Source organism: Streptomyces sp. NPDC025721, assembly GCF_055558595.1.
On record NZ_JBVHMF010000022.1, the window covers coordinates 25,833 to 44,332 of the forward strand.

The following is an 18,500-nucleotide window of genomic DNA, read 5'->3' on the forward strand; positions in this document are numbered from 1 at the left end:
GAACGGGCCGTGACGACGACGGACTACACGGCGCGCCGGACGGACGACAGGCCACGGCCCGACCGGCGGCGTACCACCGCGGGTCAGAAGCGGGCGGGCTCGGTGTAGGTGCCCCATTCGGCGCGCAGGGCGTCGCAGATCTCGCCGAGGGTGGCCTCGGCGCGGACGGCGTCGAGCATGGGCGGGATCATGTTGGAGCCGTCGCGGGCGGCGGTGAGCATGGCGTCCAGGGCGGTGCGGACGGCGGCGTCGTCGCGGGCGGTGCGGCGGGAGGCGAGGTCGCGGACCTGGTCGCGCTCGACCTCGTGGCTGACCCGCAGGATCTCCAGGTCGCCGGTGACGGAGCCGTGGTGCACGTTGACGCCGACGACGCGCTTGTCGCCCTTTTCGAGGGAGCGCTGGTACTGGAAGGCGGACTCGGCGATCTCGCCGGTGAAGTAGCCGTCCTCGATGCCGCGCAGGATGCCGGAGGTCATCGGCCCGATCGGGTGCTCGCCGCTCGGCACGGCCTTGGCGCCCAGCGCCCTGATCCGGTCGAAGATCTTCTCCGCGTCGGCCTCGATGCGGTCGGTCAGCGCCTCGACGTACCAGGAACCGCCCAGCGGGTCCGCGACGTTGGCGACGCCGGTCTCCTCCATCAGCACCTGCTGCGTGCGCAGCGCGATCTCGGCGGCCTGCTCGCTGGGCAGCGCCAGCGTCTCGTCGAGGGCGTTGGTGTGCAGCGAGTTGGTGCCGCCGAGCACGGCGGACAGCGCCTCGACGGCGGTACGTACGACGTTGTTGTACGGCTGCTGCGCGGTCAGCGACACCCCGGCGGTCTGGGTGTGGAAGCGCAGCCACTGCGCCTTGTCGCTGGTGGCGCCGTACTCGTCGCGCATCCAGCGGGCCCAGATGCGGCGCGCGGCGCGGAATTTGGCGATCTCCTCGAAGAAGTCGAGGTGCGCGTCGAAGAAGAAGGACAGGCCGGGCGCGAAGGTGTTGACGTCCAGGCCGCGCGACAGGCCGAGTTCCACGTAGCCGAAGCCGTCGGCCAGGGTGTACGCCAGTTCCTGCGCGGCCGTCGCCCCGGCCTCGCGGATGTGGTAGCCGGAGACGGACAGCGGCTTGTACGCGGGGATGGAGGCGGCGCAGTGCTCCATCAGGTCGCCGATCAGCCGCAGGTGCGGGGCGGGCTCGAAGAGCCACTCCTTCTGGGCGATGTACTCCTTGAAGATGTCCGTCTGGAGCGTGCCGTTGAGCACGGCCGGGTCGATGCCCTGCCGCTCGGCGGCGACCAGGTACATGCAGAAGACCGGGACGGCGGGTCCGGAGATGGTCATCGAGGTGGTGACGTCGCCGAGCGGGATGTCGTCGAACAGGACCTCCATGTCGGCGGCCGTGTCGATGGCGACACCGCAGTGGCCGACCTCGCCGAGCGAGCGGGGGTCGTCGGAGTCGCGGCCCATCAGGGTCGGCATGTCGAAGGCGACGGAGAGGCCGCCGCCGCCCGCGGCCAGGATCATCTTGTAGCGCTCGTTGGTCTGCCGCGCGTTGCCGAATCCGGCGAACTGCCGGATCGTCCACGTACGCCCCCGGTAGCCGGTCGGGTGCAGTCCGCGTGTGAACGGGTACTCGCCCGGCCAGCCGATCCGCTCGAACCCGGGGACGTCCGCACCCGCCGGCGGGCCGTACACCGGCTCCACGGGGTCGCCCGAGAGCGTGCTGAAGTCGGCCTCCCGCTTACGGGCTGAGTCGTACCGTGCCTGCCAGCGCTGGCGGCCTGTCTCGATGCCTTGGGAGTCCATACCCTTGAATTTACTAGGACGTCCTAGTAAATGTCGATGGGAACACGGCTCACCCTTGGGGTGAGCCGGGTCTCAGAGGGCCGGGGCCCAGGCATGACGGCCTTGACGGGCTCGGGCTTGACGCGCTCGGGCTTGACCGGCTCAGGCTTGACGGGCGCGGGCTTGACGCGCCCAGGCGGTCGACGGGCTCAGGCGTCGACAGGCTCAGGCGTTGACGGGCTCGGGCTTCTCCGGCTGGATCACCTTCGGCGCCAGCTCACGCGTCACACGGCGCTCCACGAAGAACGCGGCGGTCGGGACGGTGCCCGCCAGCAGCACCCAGGCCATCCGGCCGATGGGCCACTTCGCCTTGTTGCACAGGTCGAAGGCCATAACGAGGTAAACGACATAGAGCCAGCCGTGGGCGAAGCCCACCGCGCTGGTGAAGGTGCCCGCGCCATTGATGTCGAACACGTACTTGGCGATCACGCCCAGGGTGAGCGCGATCAGCAGCACGCCTGTCACGTAGGCCATCACGCGGTAGCGGGTCAGCACGCTGGATTTCATGGCATCGAGCCTAGCCGCCCCGAAATGCCGGGCTCATCCGGGTCGGGGGACGACGGGACGCGCGGAGCCGACCGCAGGTCAGGACTCCTCGAAGTCGCCCGCCGCTATCCGCAGGGGGCGCAGGAGCGCGAAGATCTCGCCGCACTCCTCCGCGTCGTAGGCGCTGAGGCCGAAGTCCATGGCGACCAGGTCGCGGGTGGCGGACTCGACGATCTCGCGGCCCTTGTCGGTGATCGAGGCGAGGGTGCCGCGGCCGTCGTTGGGGTTGGGGCGCTTGGCGACGAGACCGGCGGAGACCAGCCGGTCCACGGTGTTGGTGACGGACGTCGGGTGCACCATCAGCCGCTCGCCGATCTTGGACATCGGCAGCTCGCCCGCCTTGGAGAAGGTGAGCAGCACCAGCGCCTCGTACCGCGCGAAGGTCAGCCCGTACGGCCTGACCACCGCGTCGACCTGGCCGAGCAGGATCTGCTGGGCGCGCATGATCGAGGTGATGGCACCCATCGAGGGGACCCCGCCCCAGTGCCGGGTCCACAGCTCGTCGGCGCGGGCGATCGGATCGAAGGGCAGGCTCAGCGGCTTTGACACGGCGAAGAGCCTACCCGTCGGTCACATAGTGGGCACAAGTGTCTCGTCAGGCGAGCGCGCTGAGCCGGCGCCACGCGTCCTTGCCGAGGTTCCACTCACCGAAGCCGTTGCCCTTGTCGACGGTGGCGCGCGTGGAGCCCGAGGTGATCACCAGGTCGCCGCGGACCGCCCGGTCGAAGAACCACTTGGCGTCCGCGGTGTGCATGCCGATGCACCCGTGGCTGCCGTTCTGCACGCCCATCATCGCGTCGTTCCAGGGCGCCGCGTGGGTGTACGTGCCGGAGGTGGTGATGTGGACCGCGTACTTCACGTCCTTGTCGTAGAAGTCCGCCGAGTCCTCGGAGGTGGCGATGCCGACCGACGAGGACGTCATCCGCACGGTGGACTGCTTGCTGATCACCACCATCTGCCCGTTCCAGGTGGGGAAGGCGGGCTTGCCGCCGGAGATCTTGAAGTTCTTGACGGTCTTGCCGTTCTCGGTGACCCGCATGGTGTGCGCCTTGAGGTCGACGTACGAGATCCGGGCGGTGCCGATGGTGAACGTGTCGTGGATGTCGCGGCGCAGATAGCGCCCGCCCCCGGTGTCGATGCCGCTGAGCTTGGCGGTCAGCGTGACCTTGGTGTTCGGCGTCCAGTACGCGTCCGGCCGCCAGTCCACCCGCTGGATGCCGGTCAGCGGGTCGGTGATCCAGCCCCAACTGCCCTGGACGGCAGGGCTGGTGGTGACGGTCAGCGCCTTCTCGACCGCCGCCCTGGCCGCCTTGTCGGTGACCGGCTTGTCGAAGGCGAGGGAGACGGGCAGACCGACGCCGACGACCGCGTTGTTCAGCGGGGTCGGGGTGACGCCGTTGACCTTGGCCGCCGTCAGGGTGCGGAAGGCGCTGGTGGCACGGGTCTGCTTGCCCGCGCTGTCGGCCGCGGTGACCTGGACGGTGTAGGCGGTGCCGGGGGTCATCGTGCGGTCGGAGGTCCAGGTGTGCTTGGCGGCGTCCAGGGCGCCGGTCACCTCGATCGGCGTCACGCCGTCCTTGGACGTGCCCTCGGGGGTCACGGTGACCGTGCCGAGGGTGCCGCCGTCGACGGTGACCTTGACCGGCGCGGCCGGGTCGACGTCCGCGGTGTCCTTGGCCGGTGTGACGGTGATCCGCGCGGCGGAGTCGGCGGACGCGGACCGGCCCGCGCCCTTGCCGTCGGACGAGCCGCCCGCCTTGTCGCCGTCGTGGCCGCCGCACGCGGTGACGCCCATCGCCACGGCCAGCAGGAGGGCGGGCACGGCGAGCGCCCGCGGTCGGGGGTTGCGTATGCGAGTGCGGTACACGGCAGTCGGTTCCTTGTCAGAGGTGGTCGGGGCGAACGGTGGTCGGGGCGAAGAGTGTTCGGATCGGCGGTGATCGGGGCGGCGGTGTTCGGCTCGGCGGCGGGCAGGTCGGCGGCGGATGAGGTCAGGACAGAACGCGGCGGCTCAGCACGACTTCCCGTCGCCGACGAAGCCGCGCGACATCGTGGACCCGCCGCCGACCCCGCTGCCGACCCCGCCGCTGGTGCCGTCGATGGAGACGTCCGGCGGCGACATGGAAGCGCTCGGTCGCGCGCCGGCCTCCGTCAGCCGGTTCAGCGACGCCGCGATGCAGGCGATCGGCTGCGGGTGCTTGTTGGCATAGTCGCTCCCGGAGCCCAGCGGGTTCCCCAGCCCGCGGATCAGCAGCACGGCGAGGTAGGCGCCCTGCCGGTTCATCAGGATCTGCACCCCGGTGCCCGTTCTGCTGCTGCCCTGGTAGGTGACCGGACTGTCGGCAGCCTCACCGGTCGTGCCGAGGTCGGTGGTCAGCTCGACACCGCACGTGTCCTTCACCGCCTCGCCGAACCGTTCCGTCCGGTAGCGGGCGGCCTCGGCGTCGGTGAACGCGTAGAGCAGGTACTCCGCCTCCTCCCCCGCCGACGCGCCGTACAGCCGCACCGCGCCGGCCCGTACGTCTCCGGCGGGAGACGGCACCGGGCAGGCCCCCATGAGCTTGAGCGCGGTACCCGGGGCGAGGGTCTTCCAGGGGGCCACCGGGAAGAACGGCAGGGCGCCGGGCGGCAGCAGCTCGTCGGTGAGGCGATGGGCCAGGGCGGCCGGGTCGGGCGGCTCCGGCGGGGGCGTGGTGGACGCGACGGTGCCCGGCAGCGCGCCGGTGCCGCGCGGGCCGTCGGAGCCGGGCAGCAACTGCCAGGTGCCGACGGCGACCGCGAGGGCCGCGACCAGCGACACGGCCCCGGTCCTGCGGCGGGCGCGCCGCCGTTCGCCGAGCCTGCGGGCGGCCGGGGCCCCGGCGAGTACGACCAACGGCTCGGTGTCGCGGGCGAGTCCGCGCAGCCGCTCGTCCAGCGGATCGGCGGAGTCCGGGCCGATGTCGGTGTCCGAGCCGATGTCGGAGTGCGAGCCGATGTCGGTGTCCATGTCGGCGGCGGGGGCGTCGGCGGCGGTGCCGAGGGGGTCGGGACCGGCCGGGCGGCCGAACGGGTCAGCCATGGAGGGGCACCTCCTCGGTGCGGTGGCGCGCCGCACGTGCGTGGCGTGCGTCGTCGGCTGTGGCGGTAGCGGTAGCGGTGGCGGCGTCCCGACCGGCGGGGTCGTGAGCGCCGCGACGGGCGGTGTCGTGGGCGGCGGACGCGTACGCGGCGGGTTCGGGCTCCGCGTCGTCCGCCGGGTCGTCCTTGAGCAGGGCCCCCAGTGCTCTCCTCCCCCGGCTCAGCCGGGTCCGTACGGCGGCGCTGGACACGCCGGTCTGCCGGGCGATCTCCTCCACCGGCAGGTCGAGGAGGTGGTGCATGACCACGGCGGTGCGCTGGTCGTCGCCGAGCGCGCGCAGGGCGTCGATCAGCGCGACCCGGTCGGGTGCGAGCGCCGGGGCGTCGGGCGGCGGCCCGTGCCGGAAGTGCGCGCGCACCCGGTTGCGGGCCTTGCGCCAGGTGCTCACCGCCAGACGTACGGCGACGGTACGCACCCAGGGCGCGGGGTCGCCCTCCGCGGTGAGCTTCGGCCAGCGCTGCCATGCCCTGGCGTACGCCTCCTGCACGGCGTCCTCCGCCTCACCCAGGTCCCCGGTGATCGTGTAGACGACGGCCACCATGCGCTTCGCCGTGGCGGCGTAGAACTGGTCGAAGTCCGCCGCCGGTTCTGGCTGTGCGGTCATGTGGTTCTTCCCTCCCTCAGAACTACACGCGCGGCGGCGGCCTTATGTGACAGGCGGACGGGAGTTTTTTTCCGTGGGCCCCGCGCCGCGCCTCTTGGCAGGCCCTCCCGTGAGCCGCGACACCGGTCCGAGGTCGAGCCCGAGCGGCCGGGCCAGCACCAGCGCGGGCAGGCACAGGGCGGCGGCGCCCAGCAGCAGGCCCGTGAGGTCGCCTGCCGGGCCGCCGCCGAGCCGGGCGGTGACGGCGTGGGCGGTGAGCAGCGCCAGGGCCGCGCCCGGCAGGAAGGCCGCGGTGAGCCGTACGTGGTGGCCCAGGACGCGGGGCCGCCAGCCCAGGCGGCGGCGCAGCAGCGCGGCGGTGGCCAGCAGGCCGACCGTACAGGCGAGCGCGTATCCGGCGGCCATGCCGGTGACCGCCCAGCGGGCCGGGAGCAGCGCGTAACAGGCAGCGGCGCTCGCGGCGTTGACGGCGGCGATGAGGACGTTGAGGAAGAAGGGCGTACGGGTGTCGCCGAGCGCGTAGTAGCCGCGCGCGAGCAGGTACTGGCCCGCGAAGGCGGGCAGGCCGACGGCGAAGGCGACCAGCATCCAGGCGATGGCGCGGGCGTCCGCCTCGCTGGTGGCGCCGTGCTGGAAGACGACGCCGGTGATCTGCGGGGCGAGCGTGAGGAAGGCGAAGACGGCGGGGACGACGGCGGTGCCGGAGACGGTGAGGCCGCGCGTGAGGTCGGCGCCGATCGCCGCGTGGTCGCCGTCGGCCGCGGCCCGGCTCATGCGCGGCAGCAGCGCGGTGGCCAGCGACACGGTGACGATGCCCTGCGGGACGACCCACAGGCTGTACGCGTTGCTGTAGGCCGCGTAGCCGACGCCGGTGGAGTGGCCCGAGGCCAGCGCGCGCAGTCCGGCGGAGGTGGACAGCCGGGTCACCACCCAGTACGCGCCCTGGTTGACCAGGACCAGCAGCAGCGTCCACACGGCGGCCCGCATCGGCTGGGTCAGTCCGGCGCCGCGCCAGTCGAACCGCGGGTGCCAGCGGAAGCCGGTGGCGCGCAGCGACGGCAGCAGCGCGAGGGCCTGCACCGCGATACCCGCGGTGCTGCCGAGGCCGAGCAGCAGCGCGTCCCGGTGTCCGATGCCCCCGCTCGCGACCGCGAGGTACAGGCCGAAGACGGCGATCACGACGAGGTTGTTGAGCACCGGGGTCCACATCATGGCGCCGAACCGGTCGCGGGCGCCGAGGACCTGGCCGAGGAGCGTGAACAGGCCGTAGAAGAGGATCTGCGGCAGGCAGTAGCGGGCCAGCGACACGGTCAGGTCGCGCTGGCCGCCGCTGAAGCCGGGCGCGTACGCGCTGACCAGCCAGGGCGCGGCGAGCACCGCGAGGGCGGTGACGGCGAGCAGCGCGACCGCGCACAGGGTGAGCAGCCGGTCGGTGTACGCCTGGCCGCCGTCGGCGTGCTCGCGGGCGGCGCGGACGAGTTCGGGGACGAAGACGGACTGGAGGGCGCCGCCGATCATCAGCGCGTAGATGATGTTGGGCACGGTGTTGGCGACCCCGAAGGCGTCTCCGGCCGCCGCCGTGCCGAGCGCGGCGGTGATCGTCGCCAGCCGCAGGAAGCCGGTGGCGCGGGACACCAGCGACCCGGCCATCATCAGACCGCCGCTGCGCCGCAGGGAGTTGGTGTCGCGGGCGTGTGCCCGCCGCCCCTTGCGGTGCGTGGAGCCGTCCACTGCTGAAGTCACCCGTCGGTCCCCTGTTCACGCTGGTCGTCCTGTGCCCGGTACCGGCTGGTCGCGCGGGTCCCCGTCCCCTGGGCAGACGCGCAGTCTGCCCCGGCGGTCACGGCTGACGGAAGTCGCGGGGCGGTACGGCGGGTGTCGGAAAAGTCTCTGTCACCTGACGGCCGCGCCGGGCGTGTCCTTCGTGAGCGGGCCGCCCCGGCCCGCCCCGCAGCGCGGAGGACGACGCCTTGACGATGACCACTCACCAGCGTTCCGGCTCCGGCTCCGGCTCCGACCGCGCCGCGGGCGACAAAGGCACCGGCACCGGTGCTCTGCGGCTGCTGCCGATGCCCGCCTCCGCGCACGCCGACTTCGTCCGCCGCCCCGGCCCGTACACCGCGAGCTTCCTCCAGACGCCCGCCTGGGCGCGGGTGAAGTCCGGCTGGCAGGCGGAGAGCTTGGCCTGGCTGGACGAGCACGACCGGCCGGTCGGCTCCGCGCTGGTCCTGTACCGCCAACTGCCGGGCGTACGGCGGTCGTTCGCGTACCTCCCGGAGGGCCCCGCGGTGGACTGGGCCGATCCGCGCCTGGACCGCTGGCTCGACCCGCTGCTGGAACACCTGCGCGGTACGGGGGCGTTCGCGGTACGGATGGGGCCGCCGCTGGCGTACCGGCGGTGGACGGCGCGGACGTTGAAGGACGCGTCGGGCCCCGGGCGCCGGGTCGGTGACGTGCTGCCCGACCTGGTCGAGCCGTTGGGCGCGGCGGTCTCCGACCGGCTGCGCGAGGGCGGTTGGCGGCGCTGCGGCGAGGACGGGCAGGGTGGGGACGCGCAGCCGCGGCTGGTGTTCGAGATACCGCTGGCCGGGCGCGGTCTGGACGACCTGTGGACCGGCCTCAACCAGGAGTGGCGGCGCAACGTGAAGAAGGCCGCCAAGTGCGGTGTGCGCACGGGTGTCGAGGGCCCGGAGGCGCTGCCGGCCTTCCACGAGCTGCTGCGGGTCACCGAGGCCCGCGACGGCTTCGACCTCGGCCGGTCGCTGGACTACTACCGGCGGCAGTACGAGGCGCTCAACGCCGAGGAGCCGGGCCGCATGCGGCTGTACACCGCGCGGCACGAGGGCGAACTCCTCGCCGCGCACACGCTGTTGACCGCGCCGGACGGCGGCCGGGTCTGGTACCAGACGGGTGCCTCGGCCGACCACCGCCGCGAGGTGCGGCCGAGCAACGCGCTCCAGTGGCGGATGCTGTGCGACGCGCAGGCGATGGGCGCGGCGGTCTACGACATGCGCGGGGTGCCCGACGGCCTCGACCCTGCGGCGCGCGCCTACGGGCTGCTGCGCTGGAAGTTGGGCACCGGCGGGGAGGCGGTGGAGACGGTGGGCGAGTGGGAGCTGCCGCTCCAGGGCGCGGTCAACAGGACGCTGCACCGGGCGATGCACGCGTATCTGACCCGGCGCTGAACGCCCCGGGGCCACGGGCTGACAAATTCACGGGCTCACGGGCCCACGGGCTCACGGGCTCAACGCGTAGCCCCGAAAGGGCCGTTGCCGCTCAGGCGGGGCTGGCCGCGGCGCCCATCGGCTGCGTACGGCGTACCGACCGCAGCACGGGCACGACGCTGAGCGTGCCGAGTATCCCCGCGCCCGCGATCACCGCGTAGGGCGGCACCCACTCCGCGACGGCGCCGCCGACCGTCATGCCGACGCCCTGGAGCGTCATGATCCCGGCGCCGAGCAGCGACATGGCCCGGCCGCGCATGTCCTCGGGCACGTCGTGCACGAACCACTTGTCGATGCCGAGCGCGTACGCGGTGGTGACCCCGGTGATCAGCAGCAGCACGATCGCCAGCGGCAGCGAGGGGTGCACGAGGAAGCAGACGAAGGGCAGCATCGAGACGGCGGCGAGCGGGATGGCGATCCGTTCGCGGGCGGACGGGGTGAGCAGCGTGCCCGCCAGCACCTCGCCGACGACGGTGCCCGCGGGCATCGCGGCGAGCAGGATGCCGAAGCCCGCGGAGCCCGCGCCCGCCGCGTCCGCGTAGGGCGCGGCGACGCCCTCGGCGACGACGCAGAACATCGGCGGCACCCACCACATGAGCATCAGCGAGCGGATTCGCGCGTTGCGGAACAGCCGCCCCGCGGAGCCGATCGAGTCGCGCATCATGGCGCCGGTCCCGGTGACCCGGGCGGGCCGGTCGCGGGTGCCGAAGCGCAGCAGCAGCGCGGAGCTGAGGAAGGTGCCGATCGTCACCAGCAGCGCGGCGCGCGGCGACAGCCACACCAGGACGAGACCGCCGATTCCGTAGCCGATGATCTGCGAGCTCTGGCCGACGATCCGCACCAGGGAGCGGCCGAGCACGAAGACGTCGCCGTGGAGGATGTCGGCCAGGCTGGCGGCCCTCGTGCCGGTGAACAGCGGCGTGATCATCGAGACGGACACGCGTAGCACGAAGAGAAGGGCGAGCGGCGTGGCCGGCACGGCCATCACCGCGACGAAGGCCGCGCAGAGCAGATCGCAGGCCACCAGGACGCGGCGGGTGGGGTACCGGTCGGAGATTCCGGACAGCAGGATGCCGCTGAGCGCGTAGGGCAGGAAACCGAGCGCGAAGATCAGCGCGGTGAGGACGGCGGAGCCGGTCTGCCGGAAGACGAGGACGGCCAGCGAGACCTCGGCGAAGACGCTGCCGAGGACGGACAGGACATGCGCGGCGAAGATCGGGCGGAATTCCCTGACCGCGAAAACGGCACCGTAGCCGGTGGGAGTGCTGTCGCCGGTGGCGGTCGCGCCGCTGGTAGGAGGCGTGCCGTCGCCCTTCCCGTGGGTGGTGGGAGCGGGCTGCGAACCGGTCGGCGATGGGGTGCGTCCACCTGGTGGGGGGTGCTCGCTGTCCGTTGTCATGACATCACCCTGGTGGCATGAGCACTGCATATCGTAGTGTTTCGGACTGAGCCGAATCTTGGGGGTCGTGATGTCGTTTCGTATGCGATTTGCGGCTGAGGACCTTCTGCGGTGCCGCTTCGCCATCTCACCGCTGCGGGAGACCCAGGGGGCGATACGTACCCTGTCCCGGCCGGACCGACACGGCTACCACCTGCCCTGGTTGCGGCAGGTCAGGGCCGCCGCGGCCGGTCTCGACCTGGCTCCGCTGTGGCTGCTGGCACCGGATCACGGGCACCCCCCGGACTTTCTGCACCCCCCGCCCCAGGCGCCCCTGGGCACCCTGGACGACGAACTCGACGTCGTACGGGCCACGGACCCGGACGAGGCGCACCGCCAGATCCAGGCCGCGCTGGCCCAGACCCCGGGCGCGGAGCACGGCAAGCGGGGCCGCGCGATGCTCGCCGATCCGGCCGGAACCGTACGGCAGTTGGCCGGTTTGTACGAGCATGTGTGGGCTGCCCTGCTCGCCCCGCACTGGCCCCGGCTGCGGGCGGTGCTCGAGGCGGACATCGCCTATCACGCGCGGCGGCTGGCGGACGGCGGCATGCAGCGGCTGTTCACCGCGCTGCACCCGAAGCTGAGCTGGTCGGAGGGCGCGCTGACGGCGGCGGGGCACACCTCGCACCTGCCGGATCTCAGCGGCCAGGGGCTGGTGCTGGTGCCCAGCGTCTTCTTCTGGCCCGAGGCGGGCAACGCCTTCGACCCGCCCTGGCAGCCCACCGTCGTCTATCCGGCACGCGGCATCGGCGGGCTGTGGGCCGAGACCGGGCCGACCGCGTCCGCCGCGATGATCGCGCTGCTCGGCGCCAACCGGGCCGCGATCCTCAGCGACCTCGACGCGCCCAGCACCACGACGGCGCTGGCCCACCGGCACGCCCTCGCGCTGTCGTCGGTCTCCGCGCATCTGGCGGTGCTGCGCGACGCGGGTCTGCTGGCGTCCCGGCGCTACGGGCACCAGGTGCTGTACGAACGGACGCCGCTCGGGATCGCGCTCACGACCGGCGGGCTGTTCTGAGCGCGCGCGGGACAACGGGCCGCTGACGGCGCCCGCCGCCATCCGGGCGTCCGCCATCGCGGCACTCCGCCGCCCCACCGCTCCGCTACTCGGAGAGGTGGCGCTCCACCGTCTCGACCTTCGAGGTCAGTCCGTCCGTCACGCCCGGCCTGATGTCGGCCTTGAGGACCAGCGACACCCGGGGCGCACGCGCCTCGACCGCGGCGACGGCCCGCCGTACGACGTCCATCACCTCGTCCCACTCCCCCTCGACGGAGGTGAACATCGCGTCCGTACGGTTCGGCAGCCCGGACTCGCGGACCACGCGGACGGCGTCGGCCACGTACTCGCCGACGTCCTCGCCGACGCCCAGCGGGGTGACGGAGAAGGCGACGATCATGCGCCGACCGCCTCGCCCTGAGCGCCGCGCGCGGCCACGACCGACTCCTCGGACTCGCGGCGCAGCATCCGCTCGGCGAAGAAGCCGCCGGTGGGCAGGACGGACAGCACGAAGAAGAGGGCGCCGCGGGCCGGCGACCACTTGGCGCGGCGCCAGGCGTCCGCCCAGAAGACGACGTAGAGGACGAACAGGACTCCGTGCACCATGCCCATGACGGGCACCGCGTTGAAGTCGGTGGTCCGCTTGAGCACCGAGCAGACCATCAGCAGCAGGAACGACACCGCTTCCGGGGCGGAGATCAGACGGAGTCTGCGCAGGGCGGTGGCGGTCTTCAGGTCCACGAGAACCTCACTGTCGGTGGCGGGAAACAGGCTTGTGAACGTGATCACAAGACCACCCCATTATCACCGGCCCGTATCGATGGTCCGCCCCGGGGGTAGGAAACCGCGGGACGGGCGATAGCGTCCCTGTCCACGACACGACCCGTACGCACCACCCGCACGACGTGATCCGCACGACCTGACCGACCACCCAACGGGGACCGAGACACGATGACGATGGACTGGGACCGGCGGCACTGCGCCCGCAAGGGGCACATCACCTACGCGCCCGACGAGAACCACCTGCGGCAGAAGCTGCACGCGAGCACCGCCGTCGGCACGGTGTGGCGCTGTCTGCGCTGCGGCGACTTCGTCCTCGGCGACCCGCACGGCGCCGGCCCCGCCGACCGCGCCCCCGAGGTGCCGCGCGGCCGGGCGCTGCGCGACCTGTTCATCCTGCGCTTCCTGGCCGTCGAGCGGATCCTGCGCGGCCTGCTGGTCCTGATCGCCGCCTGGGCGGTCTGGCGGTTCAGCAACTCGCAGAACGCGGTGCGCGACCTGTTCGAGAAGGACCTCACCGTCTTCAAGCCGGTCGCCGAGCACTTCCACTACGACCTGGACCACTCGCCGGTCGTCGACACCATCCGCAAGACCTTCGACTACAAGCACTCCACCCTCCAGCTCGTCGCCGCGCTGCTGCTGGCGTACGCGCTGATCGAGATCATCGAGGGCTTCGGCCTGTGGTGGGGCAAGCGCTGGGCGGAGTATCTGGCGGTGGTGGCGACCGCCGCGTTCCTGCCGATCGAGGGCTACGAGCTGACCGAGCGGGTCAGTTGGTTCAAGGTCGCCACGATCACGCTCAATGTGCTGGCCGTCCTCTACATCCTGCTCGGCAAGCGGCTGTTCGGGCTGCGCGGCGGCCACAAGGCGTTCGAGGCCGAGCGCCGGAGCGCGTCGCTGCTGGAGGTCGAGGAGGCCGCGGGCGAGGTGCCGGGCGACCACGCGCCCAAGCCGCCGCTGCCGGTGCGGCAGCGGTCCACGGCGGACGGCGTCTGATCCGCGATGCCACGCTTCCGGCTCCAGGGCACCCGGGTGCTCGCCGTGGACCTCACCGGCGACACCGTCAAGGCGAAGAACGGCGCGATGGTCGCCTATGAGGGCGAGATGACGTTCAAGAAGATGACCGGCGGCGGCGAGGGCCTGCGCGGCCTGGTCACCCGCCGGATCACCGGTGAGTCGATGGCCGTCATGGAGGTGAAGGGGCACGGCACGTGCTACTTCGCCGACCGGGCCACCGAGATCAATCTGGTCCGGCTGAACGGCGAGAAGCTGTACGTCGAGGCGAGCAATCTGCTGGCCACCGACTCCGCGCTGCGCACCGGCACCACCTTCACCGGGCTGCGCGGCGCCTCGCAGGGCAACGGCCTGTTCACCACGACCGTCGAGGGCACCGGGCAGGCGGCCGTGATGTCCGACGGGCCCGCGATCGTGCTGCGGGTGTCGGCCGCGACGCCGCTGATCGTGGACCCGGGCGCGTACATCGCGCACACCGGGAATCTGCGGCAGCAGCTCCAGCAGTCGGTGGGCTGGCGCACGGTGATCGGCGAGGGGTCGGGCGAGAGCTTCCAGATCCGCTTCGAGGGCGACGGGCTGGTGTACGTGCAGCCCAGCGAGCGCACCACGATCGGGGGTCAGCTCTGATGCCGTTCACCAGGATCAACTCCAAGATGGTGGAGGCCGCGATCGCCCCGGGCCAGCGGATGTTCAGCCAGCGCGGGGCGATGCTGGCGTACCGCGGCGAGGTCTCCTTCACGCCGAGCATCACCGGCGGGCAGGGCGGTGTGATGTCGATGATCGGCCGCCGGGTCGCCAACGAGGCGACGCCGCTGATGACCATCGAGGGCGACGGCTCGGTGATGTTCGGGCACGGCGGGCACCACATCCACTCCATCGACCTCGCGGGCGAGACGCTGTACGTCGAGGCCGACCGGCTGCTCGCCTTCGACGGCTCGCTCCGGCAGGGCACCATGTTCATGGGTTCGCAGGGCGGTGTCATGGGCGTCATACGCGGTCAGGTCACCGGGCAGGGCCTGTTCACCACCACGCTCCAGGGCAAGGGGTCGGTCGCCGTCATGGCGCACGGCGGTGTCATCGAACTGCCCATCGCCCCGCAGCGCCCGGTGCACGTCGACCCGCAGGCGTATGTCGCCCACCGCGGCGACGTACGCAACAAGCTGTCCGCGGCGCTCGGCTGGCGCGAGATGGTCGGGCGCGGCTCGGGCGAGGCGTTCCAACTGGAGCTGTCCGGGCAGGGAATGGTCTACGTACAGGCGTCGGAGGAGAAGCTGTGAGCGGCGGTCCGATGGGCTGGGGCCCTCCGGGGGGCGGCGTACCGGGCGGCGCGCCGGGCGACAGCGGCGGGCCCGTGGTGTACGACCCGTACACGCTGCCGGTGAACGACAACGTCAACCCGTACGCCTTCTGCGTGGAGTTGGACGGGCAGTGGTTCCTCCAGAAGGGGAAGATGATCGCCTATTACGGGCAGGTCGACTTCCACGCGATCGGGCACGGCCCGCTGGACCGGCTGGTCGCCACCAGCTTCCACTCGCCGCTGCACGCCGCGGACTGGGTGGTGGCGCAGGGGCGCGGCAAGATGCTGCTCGCCGACCGGTCGTACGACATCAATTCGTACGACCTGGAGGACGGCAATCTGACCATCAGGTCGGGGAATCTGCTGGCCTTCGAGCCCACGCTGGCGCTCAAGCAATCGATCATTCCCGGCTTTCTGACGCTGATCGGCACGGGGAAGTTCGTGGCCGCGTCCAACGGCGCGGTGCACTTCGTGGAGCCGCCCATCCGGGTCGACCCGCAGGCGCTGGTCGGCTGGGCGGACTGCCCGTCCCCCTGCCACCACTACGACCACGCGTATCTGCGCGGTGTCCTCGGCGGTATCCGCGCGATGACCGGGATCGGCGGGGCGTCGGGCGAGGAGCACCAGTTCGAGTTCGTCGGCGCGGGGCAGGTGCTGCTCCAGTCCACCGAGACGCTGATGGCCGAGGTCGACACCGGCGGCGTGCCGGGACAGGCCGGACCCGGCGTCCCCGGCGCGGGCGCACCCGGGCAGGGCCGTTTCGGACGGTGACCGTCCCGCTACCCTGACGATCATCCGCGGTGTGACCGCCGGTAGAATTCACTCTATGGAGACCGTGACAGCAGAAGCTGAAAGCGCTACGGCTTGGCTCACCGAGGACGAGCAGCGCGCCTGGCGCATCCATCTGGACGTCAGCCGGCTGCTCATGTACCAACTCGAGCGGGACCTCCAGTCCTTCGGCCTGACCAACAACGACTACGAGATCCTGGTCAACCTCTCCGAGGCCGAGGAGCGGCGGCTGCGCATGAGCGATCTGGCGCGCTCCACGCTCCAGTCCAAGAGCCGCCTGTCGCACCAGATCACCCGCATGGAGGCGGCCGGTCTCGTCCGCCGCGAGAACTGCGAGTCCGACCGCCGCGGTCTCTACGCGGTCCTCACCGACCAGGGCTGGGCCACCATGCGCCAGGTCGCCCCCCGTCATGTCGCCGCGGTCCGCGCGCACTTCATCGACCTCATCGCCCCGGAGGACCTCGCGACCTACCGCCGCGCCATGGGCCCGGTGGCCGACCACCTCCGCACGGTCCGCGAGAAGTAGCCCCGCGGGCGTCAGGGGCTCAGCGCCTCAGTGCCTCAGTCCTCAGGAGAGGTCCCGGGCTCGTTCGAGGTGAGGCCGGCGATCAGTTCGTCGGCCGCCGCGTAGGGGTCGAGGGTGCCGTCGGTGACGCGCTCGGCGAGGGAGTCCAGGCGCTGGTCGCCGCGGAGGTCGCCGATGCGGGAGCGCAGGGCGGTGACGGCGATGTGCTCGACCTCGGTGGCGGCGCGGGCCCGGCGGCGGGTGGCCAGGACGCCGCGCTCCTCCATCCAGGCGCGGTGCTTCTCCAGGGCTTCGACGACTTCGTCGATGCCCTCGCCGCGCGCGGCGACGGTCTTGACGATGGGGGGCCGCCAGTCCCCCGCCTCGCGGGCTTCGCCGAGGCCGAGCATGTGGTTCAGCTCGCGGGCGGTGGCGTCGGCTCCGTCGCGGTCGGCCTTGTTGACCACGTAGACGTCGCCGATCTCCAGGATTCCGGCCTTGGCGGCCTGGATGCCGTCGCCCATGCCGGGGGCGAGCAGCACGACGGAGGTGTCGGCCTGCGCGGCGATCTCGACCTCGGACTGGCCGACGCCGACGGTCTCGACGAGGACGATGTCGCAGCCCGCCGCGTCCAGCACCCGGATGGCCTGGGGGGCGGCCCAGGCGAGGCCGCCGAGGTGGCCGCGGGTGGCCATGGAGCGGATGTAGACGCCGGGGTCGGAGGCGTGCTCCGACATACGGACTCGGTCGCCGAGCAGGGCGCCGCCGGAGAACGGCGACGACGGGTCGACGGCCAGGACGCCGACCCGCTTGCCCGCCTTGCGGTACGCGGTGACCAGCGCCGAGGTCGACGTGGACTTGCCGACGCCCGGCGACCCGGTGAGGCCGACCACGTACGCGCCGCCGGTCAGCGGCGCGAGTGCGGCCATCACCTCGCGGAGTTGCGGGGACGCCCCCTCCACGAGCGAGATCAGCCGGGCCACGGCCCTCGGCCGCCCCTGCCGCGCCTGCTCGACCAAGGTGAGGACGTCCACCACGTCTGTTCGCTCCCTCTTCCCGCTCACTACCGAAAAAGCCCGAAAAGACCCGGGAAGAACCCGGAAAAGCCGTGGAACCGAAGGGCCGGGCCCGTCAGTTCCCCGCGACCGTGATGATCAGCGCGTCGCCCTGTCCGCCGCCGCCGCACAGCGCCGCCGCTCCCGTACCGCCGCCGCGCCGCTTCAGTTCGAGGGCCAGGTGCAGCACGATACGTGCTCCCGACATGCCGATCGGGTGGCCCAGGGCGATGGCGCCGCCGTTCACGTTCACCTTTTCAGGGGTGACGCCCAGGTCCTTCATCGACTGGACGGCGACGGCCGCGAACGCCTCGTTGATCTCGATGAGGTCGAGGTCGTCCACGGTCAGGCCCTGCTTGCCGAGCGCGTGCCTGATGGCGTTGGACGGCTGGGACTGGAGCGAGTTGTCCGGGCCGGCGACATTGCCGTGGGCACCGATCTCGGCGAGCCATTCCAGCCCCAGCTCCTCCGCCTTGGCGCGGCTCATGACGACCACGGCGGCGGCGCCGTCGGAGATCTGCGAGGCCGTACCGGCGGTGATCGTGCCGTCCTTCTTGAAGGCGGGCCGCAGCTTGCCCAGCGACTCGGCGGTGGTCTCGGGGCGGATGCCCTCGTCCTGGCTGAAGACCACCGGGTCGCCCTTGCGCTGCGGGATCTCCACCGGGGTGATCTCGGCGTCGAAGACGCCGTTCTTCTGCGCGGCGGCGGCCCGCTGGTGGGACAGCGCGCCGAACTCGTCCTGCGGGGCGCGCTCGATGCCGAGCCGCCCGTTGTGCGTCTCGGTCGACTCGCCCATCGCGATGTTCTCGAAGGCGTCGGTCAGCCCGTCGTACGCCATCGCGTCCAGCATCTCGATCGCGCCGTACTTGTGTCCCTCGCGGGACTTGGGCAGCAGGTGCGGGGCGTTGGTCATGGACTCCTGGCCGCCCGCGACCACGATGTCGAACTCGCCGGCCCGGATGAGCTGGTCGGCCAGCGCGATGGCGTCGAGGCCGGACAGGCACACCTTGTTGACGGTGAGCGCGGGCACGCTCATCGGGATGCCGGCCTTGACCGCCGCCTGCCGGGCCGGGATCTGGCCCGCGCCCGCCTGGAGCACCTGGCCCATGATCACGTACTGCACCTGGTCGCCGCCGATTCCGGCGCGGTCGAGCGCGGCCTTGATCGCGACACCGCCGAGGTCCGACCCGGAGAAGGTGCGCAGGCTGCCCAGGAGCCTGCCCATCGGGGTTCGGGCACCTGCGACGATCACGGATGTACGTGCCTGGCTGGTCATGGTGCGGCCCCTTCGGCTGAAGAGAGAAGTT

The 18,500-nt window shown here is 72.0% G+C and carries 19 protein-coding genes; 7 read left to right on the forward strand and 12 right to left on the reverse strand.

All coding sequences use genetic code 11. The features are described 5' to 3' along the window. Window positions 1-83: 83 nt before the first annotated feature. The 7 genes from ACZ4EF_RS26560 to murJ all read right to left on the reverse strand — a co-directional run bounded on the left by ACZ4EF_RS26560 (window position 84) and on the right by murJ (window position 7,837). On the reverse strand, window positions 84-1,784 hold the full coding sequence (locus ACZ4EF_RS26560) for an acyl-CoA mutase large subunit family protein (protein WP_391044635.1): 1,701 nt from the start codon (window positions 1,782-1,784) through the stop codon (window positions 84-86). A gap of 204 nt (window positions 1,785-1,988) precedes the next feature. Continuing rightward, window positions 1,989-2,330 carry a DUF3817 domain-containing protein gene (locus tag ACZ4EF_RS26565; RefSeq protein ID WP_355349631.1) on the reverse strand — a complete coding sequence of 114 codons (342 nt, stop codon included), beginning with the start codon at window positions 2,328-2,330 and terminating at the stop codon, window positions 1,989-1,991. 78 nt (window positions 2,331-2,408) lie between these two features. Then, window positions 2,409-2,918, reverse strand: a complete 510-nt coding sequence (locus ACZ4EF_RS26570; protein ID WP_188282203.1) for a MarR family winged helix-turn-helix transcriptional regulator — start codon at window positions 2,916-2,918, stop codon at window positions 2,409-2,411. A 46-nt stretch (window positions 2,919-2,964) separates the two neighbouring features. Then, window positions 2,965-4,236 (reverse strand): L,D-transpeptidase, encoded by a 1,272-nt coding sequence (locus tag ACZ4EF_RS26575; RefSeq protein WP_467506594.1) that lies wholly within the window; start codon window positions 4,234-4,236, stop codon window positions 2,965-2,967. A 144-nt stretch (window positions 4,237-4,380) separates the two neighbouring features. Then, window positions 4,381-5,430: a hypothetical protein gene (locus tag ACZ4EF_RS26580; protein ID WP_467506595.1), complete on the reverse strand. Its 1,050-nt coding sequence runs from the start codon at window positions 5,428-5,430 to the stop codon at window positions 4,381-4,383. After that, on the reverse strand, window positions 5,423-6,094 hold the full coding sequence (locus ACZ4EF_RS26585; RefSeq protein ID WP_467506596.1) for a SigE family RNA polymerase sigma factor: 672 nt from the start codon (window positions 6,092-6,094) through the stop codon (window positions 5,423-5,425). Before ACZ4EF_RS26585 ends, ACZ4EF_RS26580 begins: the two co-directional genes overlap by 8 nt. 42 nt (window positions 6,095-6,136) lie before the next feature. Next, window positions 6,137-7,837, reverse strand: a complete 1,701-nt coding sequence (gene murJ / locus ACZ4EF_RS26590) for a murein biosynthesis integral membrane protein MurJ (protein WP_391044624.1) — start codon at window positions 7,835-7,837, stop codon at window positions 6,137-6,139. A 326-nt stretch (window positions 7,838-8,163) separates the two neighbouring features. Here murJ and ACZ4EF_RS26595 point away from each other — a divergent pair, with 326 nt between their 5' ends. Next, entirely contained in the window at window positions 8,164-9,279 is a 1,116-nt protein-coding gene (locus ACZ4EF_RS26595; protein WP_467506643.1) for a lipid II:glycine glycyltransferase FemX, read from the forward strand. 91 nt (window positions 9,280-9,370) lie between these two features. Here ACZ4EF_RS26595 and ACZ4EF_RS26600 read toward each other — a convergent pair whose 3' ends face one another. Then, on the reverse strand, window positions 9,371-10,717 hold the full coding sequence (locus ACZ4EF_RS26600) for an MFS transporter (RefSeq protein ID WP_391044621.1): 1,347 nt from the start codon (window positions 10,715-10,717) through the stop codon (window positions 9,371-9,373). 70 nt (window positions 10,718-10,787) lie between these two features. Here ACZ4EF_RS26600 and ACZ4EF_RS26605 point away from each other — a divergent pair, with 70 nt between their 5' ends. Then, entirely contained in the window at window positions 10,788-11,774 is a 987-nt protein-coding gene (locus ACZ4EF_RS26605; protein ID WP_355349647.1) for an ArsR/SmtB family transcription factor, read from the forward strand. Window positions 11,775-11,859: 85 nt separating this feature from the next. On the opposite strand, the gene ACZ4EF_RS26610 is transcribed toward ACZ4EF_RS26605, so the two are convergent. Next, on the reverse strand, window positions 11,860-12,153 hold the full coding sequence (locus ACZ4EF_RS26610) for an MTH1187 family thiamine-binding protein (RefSeq protein WP_189873200.1): 294 nt from the start codon (window positions 12,151-12,153) through the stop codon (window positions 11,860-11,862). Further along, window positions 12,150-12,494, reverse strand: a complete 345-nt coding sequence (locus tag ACZ4EF_RS26615; protein ID WP_188281912.1) for a DUF3817 domain-containing protein — start codon at window positions 12,492-12,494, stop codon at window positions 12,150-12,152. Before ACZ4EF_RS26615 ends, ACZ4EF_RS26610 begins: the two co-directional genes overlap by 4 nt. Window positions 12,495-12,704: 210 nt before the next feature. On the opposite strand from ACZ4EF_RS26615, the gene ACZ4EF_RS26620 reads away from it, so the two are divergent. From ACZ4EF_RS26620 to ACZ4EF_RS26640, 5 genes are read left to right on the forward strand one after another with little or no spacing between them, the layout of a single operon-like run. After that, window positions 12,705-13,529 (forward strand): DUF2127 domain-containing protein, encoded by an 825-nt coding sequence (locus ACZ4EF_RS26620; protein ID WP_355349651.1) that lies wholly within the window; start codon window positions 12,705-12,707, stop codon window positions 13,527-13,529. Window positions 13,530-13,535: 6 nt separating this feature from the next. Continuing rightward, the gene (locus tag ACZ4EF_RS26625; RefSeq protein WP_467506597.1) at window positions 13,536-14,174 is read left to right on the forward strand and encodes an AIM24 family protein; all 639 of its coding nucleotides are present in this window, start codon (window positions 13,536-13,538) and stop codon (window positions 14,172-14,174) included. Next, the gene (locus ACZ4EF_RS26630) at window positions 14,174-14,824 is read left to right on the forward strand and encodes an AIM24 family protein (RefSeq protein ID WP_355349656.1); all 651 of its coding nucleotides are present in this window, start codon (window positions 14,174-14,176) and stop codon (window positions 14,822-14,824) included. The genes ACZ4EF_RS26625 and ACZ4EF_RS26630 overlap by 1 nt, the downstream gene beginning before the upstream one ends. An 11-nt stretch (window positions 14,825-14,835) precedes the next feature. Next, the gene (locus tag ACZ4EF_RS26635) at window positions 14,836-15,615 is read left to right on the forward strand and encodes an AIM24 family protein (protein WP_391161739.1); all 780 of its coding nucleotides are present in this window, start codon (window positions 14,836-14,838) and stop codon (window positions 15,613-15,615) included. 55 nt (window positions 15,616-15,670) lie between these two features. Continuing rightward, window positions 15,671-16,159 carry a MarR family winged helix-turn-helix transcriptional regulator gene (locus ACZ4EF_RS26640; RefSeq protein WP_467506598.1) on the forward strand — a complete coding sequence of 163 codons (489 nt, stop codon included), beginning with the start codon at window positions 15,671-15,673 and terminating at the stop codon, window positions 16,157-16,159. Between the two features lie 35 nt (window positions 16,160-16,194). Here ACZ4EF_RS26640 and meaB read toward each other — a convergent pair whose 3' ends face one another. Beyond that, window positions 16,195-17,175: a methylmalonyl Co-A mutase-associated GTPase MeaB gene (gene meaB / locus ACZ4EF_RS26645; protein WP_467506599.1), complete on the reverse strand. Its 981-nt coding sequence runs from the start codon at window positions 17,173-17,175 to the stop codon at window positions 16,195-16,197. 94 nt (window positions 17,176-17,269) lie between these two features. Then, window positions 17,270-18,469 (reverse strand): acetyl-CoA C-acetyltransferase, encoded by a 1,200-nt coding sequence (locus ACZ4EF_RS26650; RefSeq protein ID WP_401306279.1) that lies wholly within the window; start codon window positions 18,467-18,469, stop codon window positions 17,270-17,272. Window positions 18,470-18,500 lie beyond the last annotated feature (31 nt).

Bases quoted from the DNA above. Each gene is read 5' to 3' on its own strand.
- ACZ4EF_RS26560 (WP_391044635.1), bottom strand. From the start codon at position 1,784: ATGGACTCCCAAGGCATCGAGACAGGCCGCCAGCGCTGGCAGGCACGG.
- ACZ4EF_RS26565 (WP_355349631.1), bottom strand. From the start codon at position 2,330: ATGAAATCCAGCGTGCTGACCCGCTACCGCGTGATGGCCTACGTGACA.
- ACZ4EF_RS26580 (WP_467506595.1), bottom strand. From the start codon at position 5,430: ATGGCTGACCCGTTCGGCCGCCCGGCCGGTCCCGACCCCCTCGGCACC.
- ACZ4EF_RS26585 (WP_467506596.1), bottom strand. From the start codon at position 6,094: ATGACCGCACAGCCAGAACCGGCGGCGGACTTCGACCAGTTCTACGCC.
- ACZ4EF_RS26595 (WP_467506643.1), top strand. From the start codon at position 8,164: ATGCCCGCCTCCGCGCACGCCGACTTCGTCCGCCGCCCCGGCCCGTAC.
- ACZ4EF_RS26600 (WP_391044621.1), bottom strand. From the start codon at position 10,717: ATGACAACGGACAGCGAGCACCCCCCACCAGGTGGACGCACCCCATCG.
- ACZ4EF_RS26605 (WP_355349647.1), top strand. From the start codon at position 10,788: ATGTCGTTTCGTATGCGATTTGCGGCTGAGGACCTTCTGCGGTGCCGC.
- ACZ4EF_RS26610 (WP_189873200.1), bottom strand. From the start codon at position 12,153: ATGATCGTCGCCTTCTCCGTCACCCCGCTGGGCGTCGGCGAGGACGTC.
- ACZ4EF_RS26620 (WP_355349651.1), top strand. From the start codon at position 12,705: ATGACGATGGACTGGGACCGGCGGCACTGCGCCCGCAAGGGGCACATC.
- ACZ4EF_RS26625 (WP_467506597.1), top strand. From the start codon at position 13,536: ATGCCACGCTTCCGGCTCCAGGGCACCCGGGTGCTCGCCGTGGACCTC.
- ACZ4EF_RS26630 (WP_355349656.1), top strand. From the start codon at position 14,174: ATGCCGTTCACCAGGATCAACTCCAAGATGGTGGAGGCCGCGATCGCC.
- ACZ4EF_RS26635 (WP_391161739.1), top strand. From the start codon at position 14,836: ATGGGCTGGGGCCCTCCGGGGGGCGGCGTACCGGGCGGCGCGCCGGGC.
- ACZ4EF_RS26640 (WP_467506598.1), top strand. From the start codon at position 15,671: ATGGAGACCGTGACAGCAGAAGCTGAAAGCGCTACGGCTTGGCTCACC.
- ACZ4EF_RS26650 (WP_401306279.1), bottom strand. From the start codon at position 18,469: ATGACCAGCCAGGCACGTACATCCGTGATCGTCGCAGGTGCCCGAACC.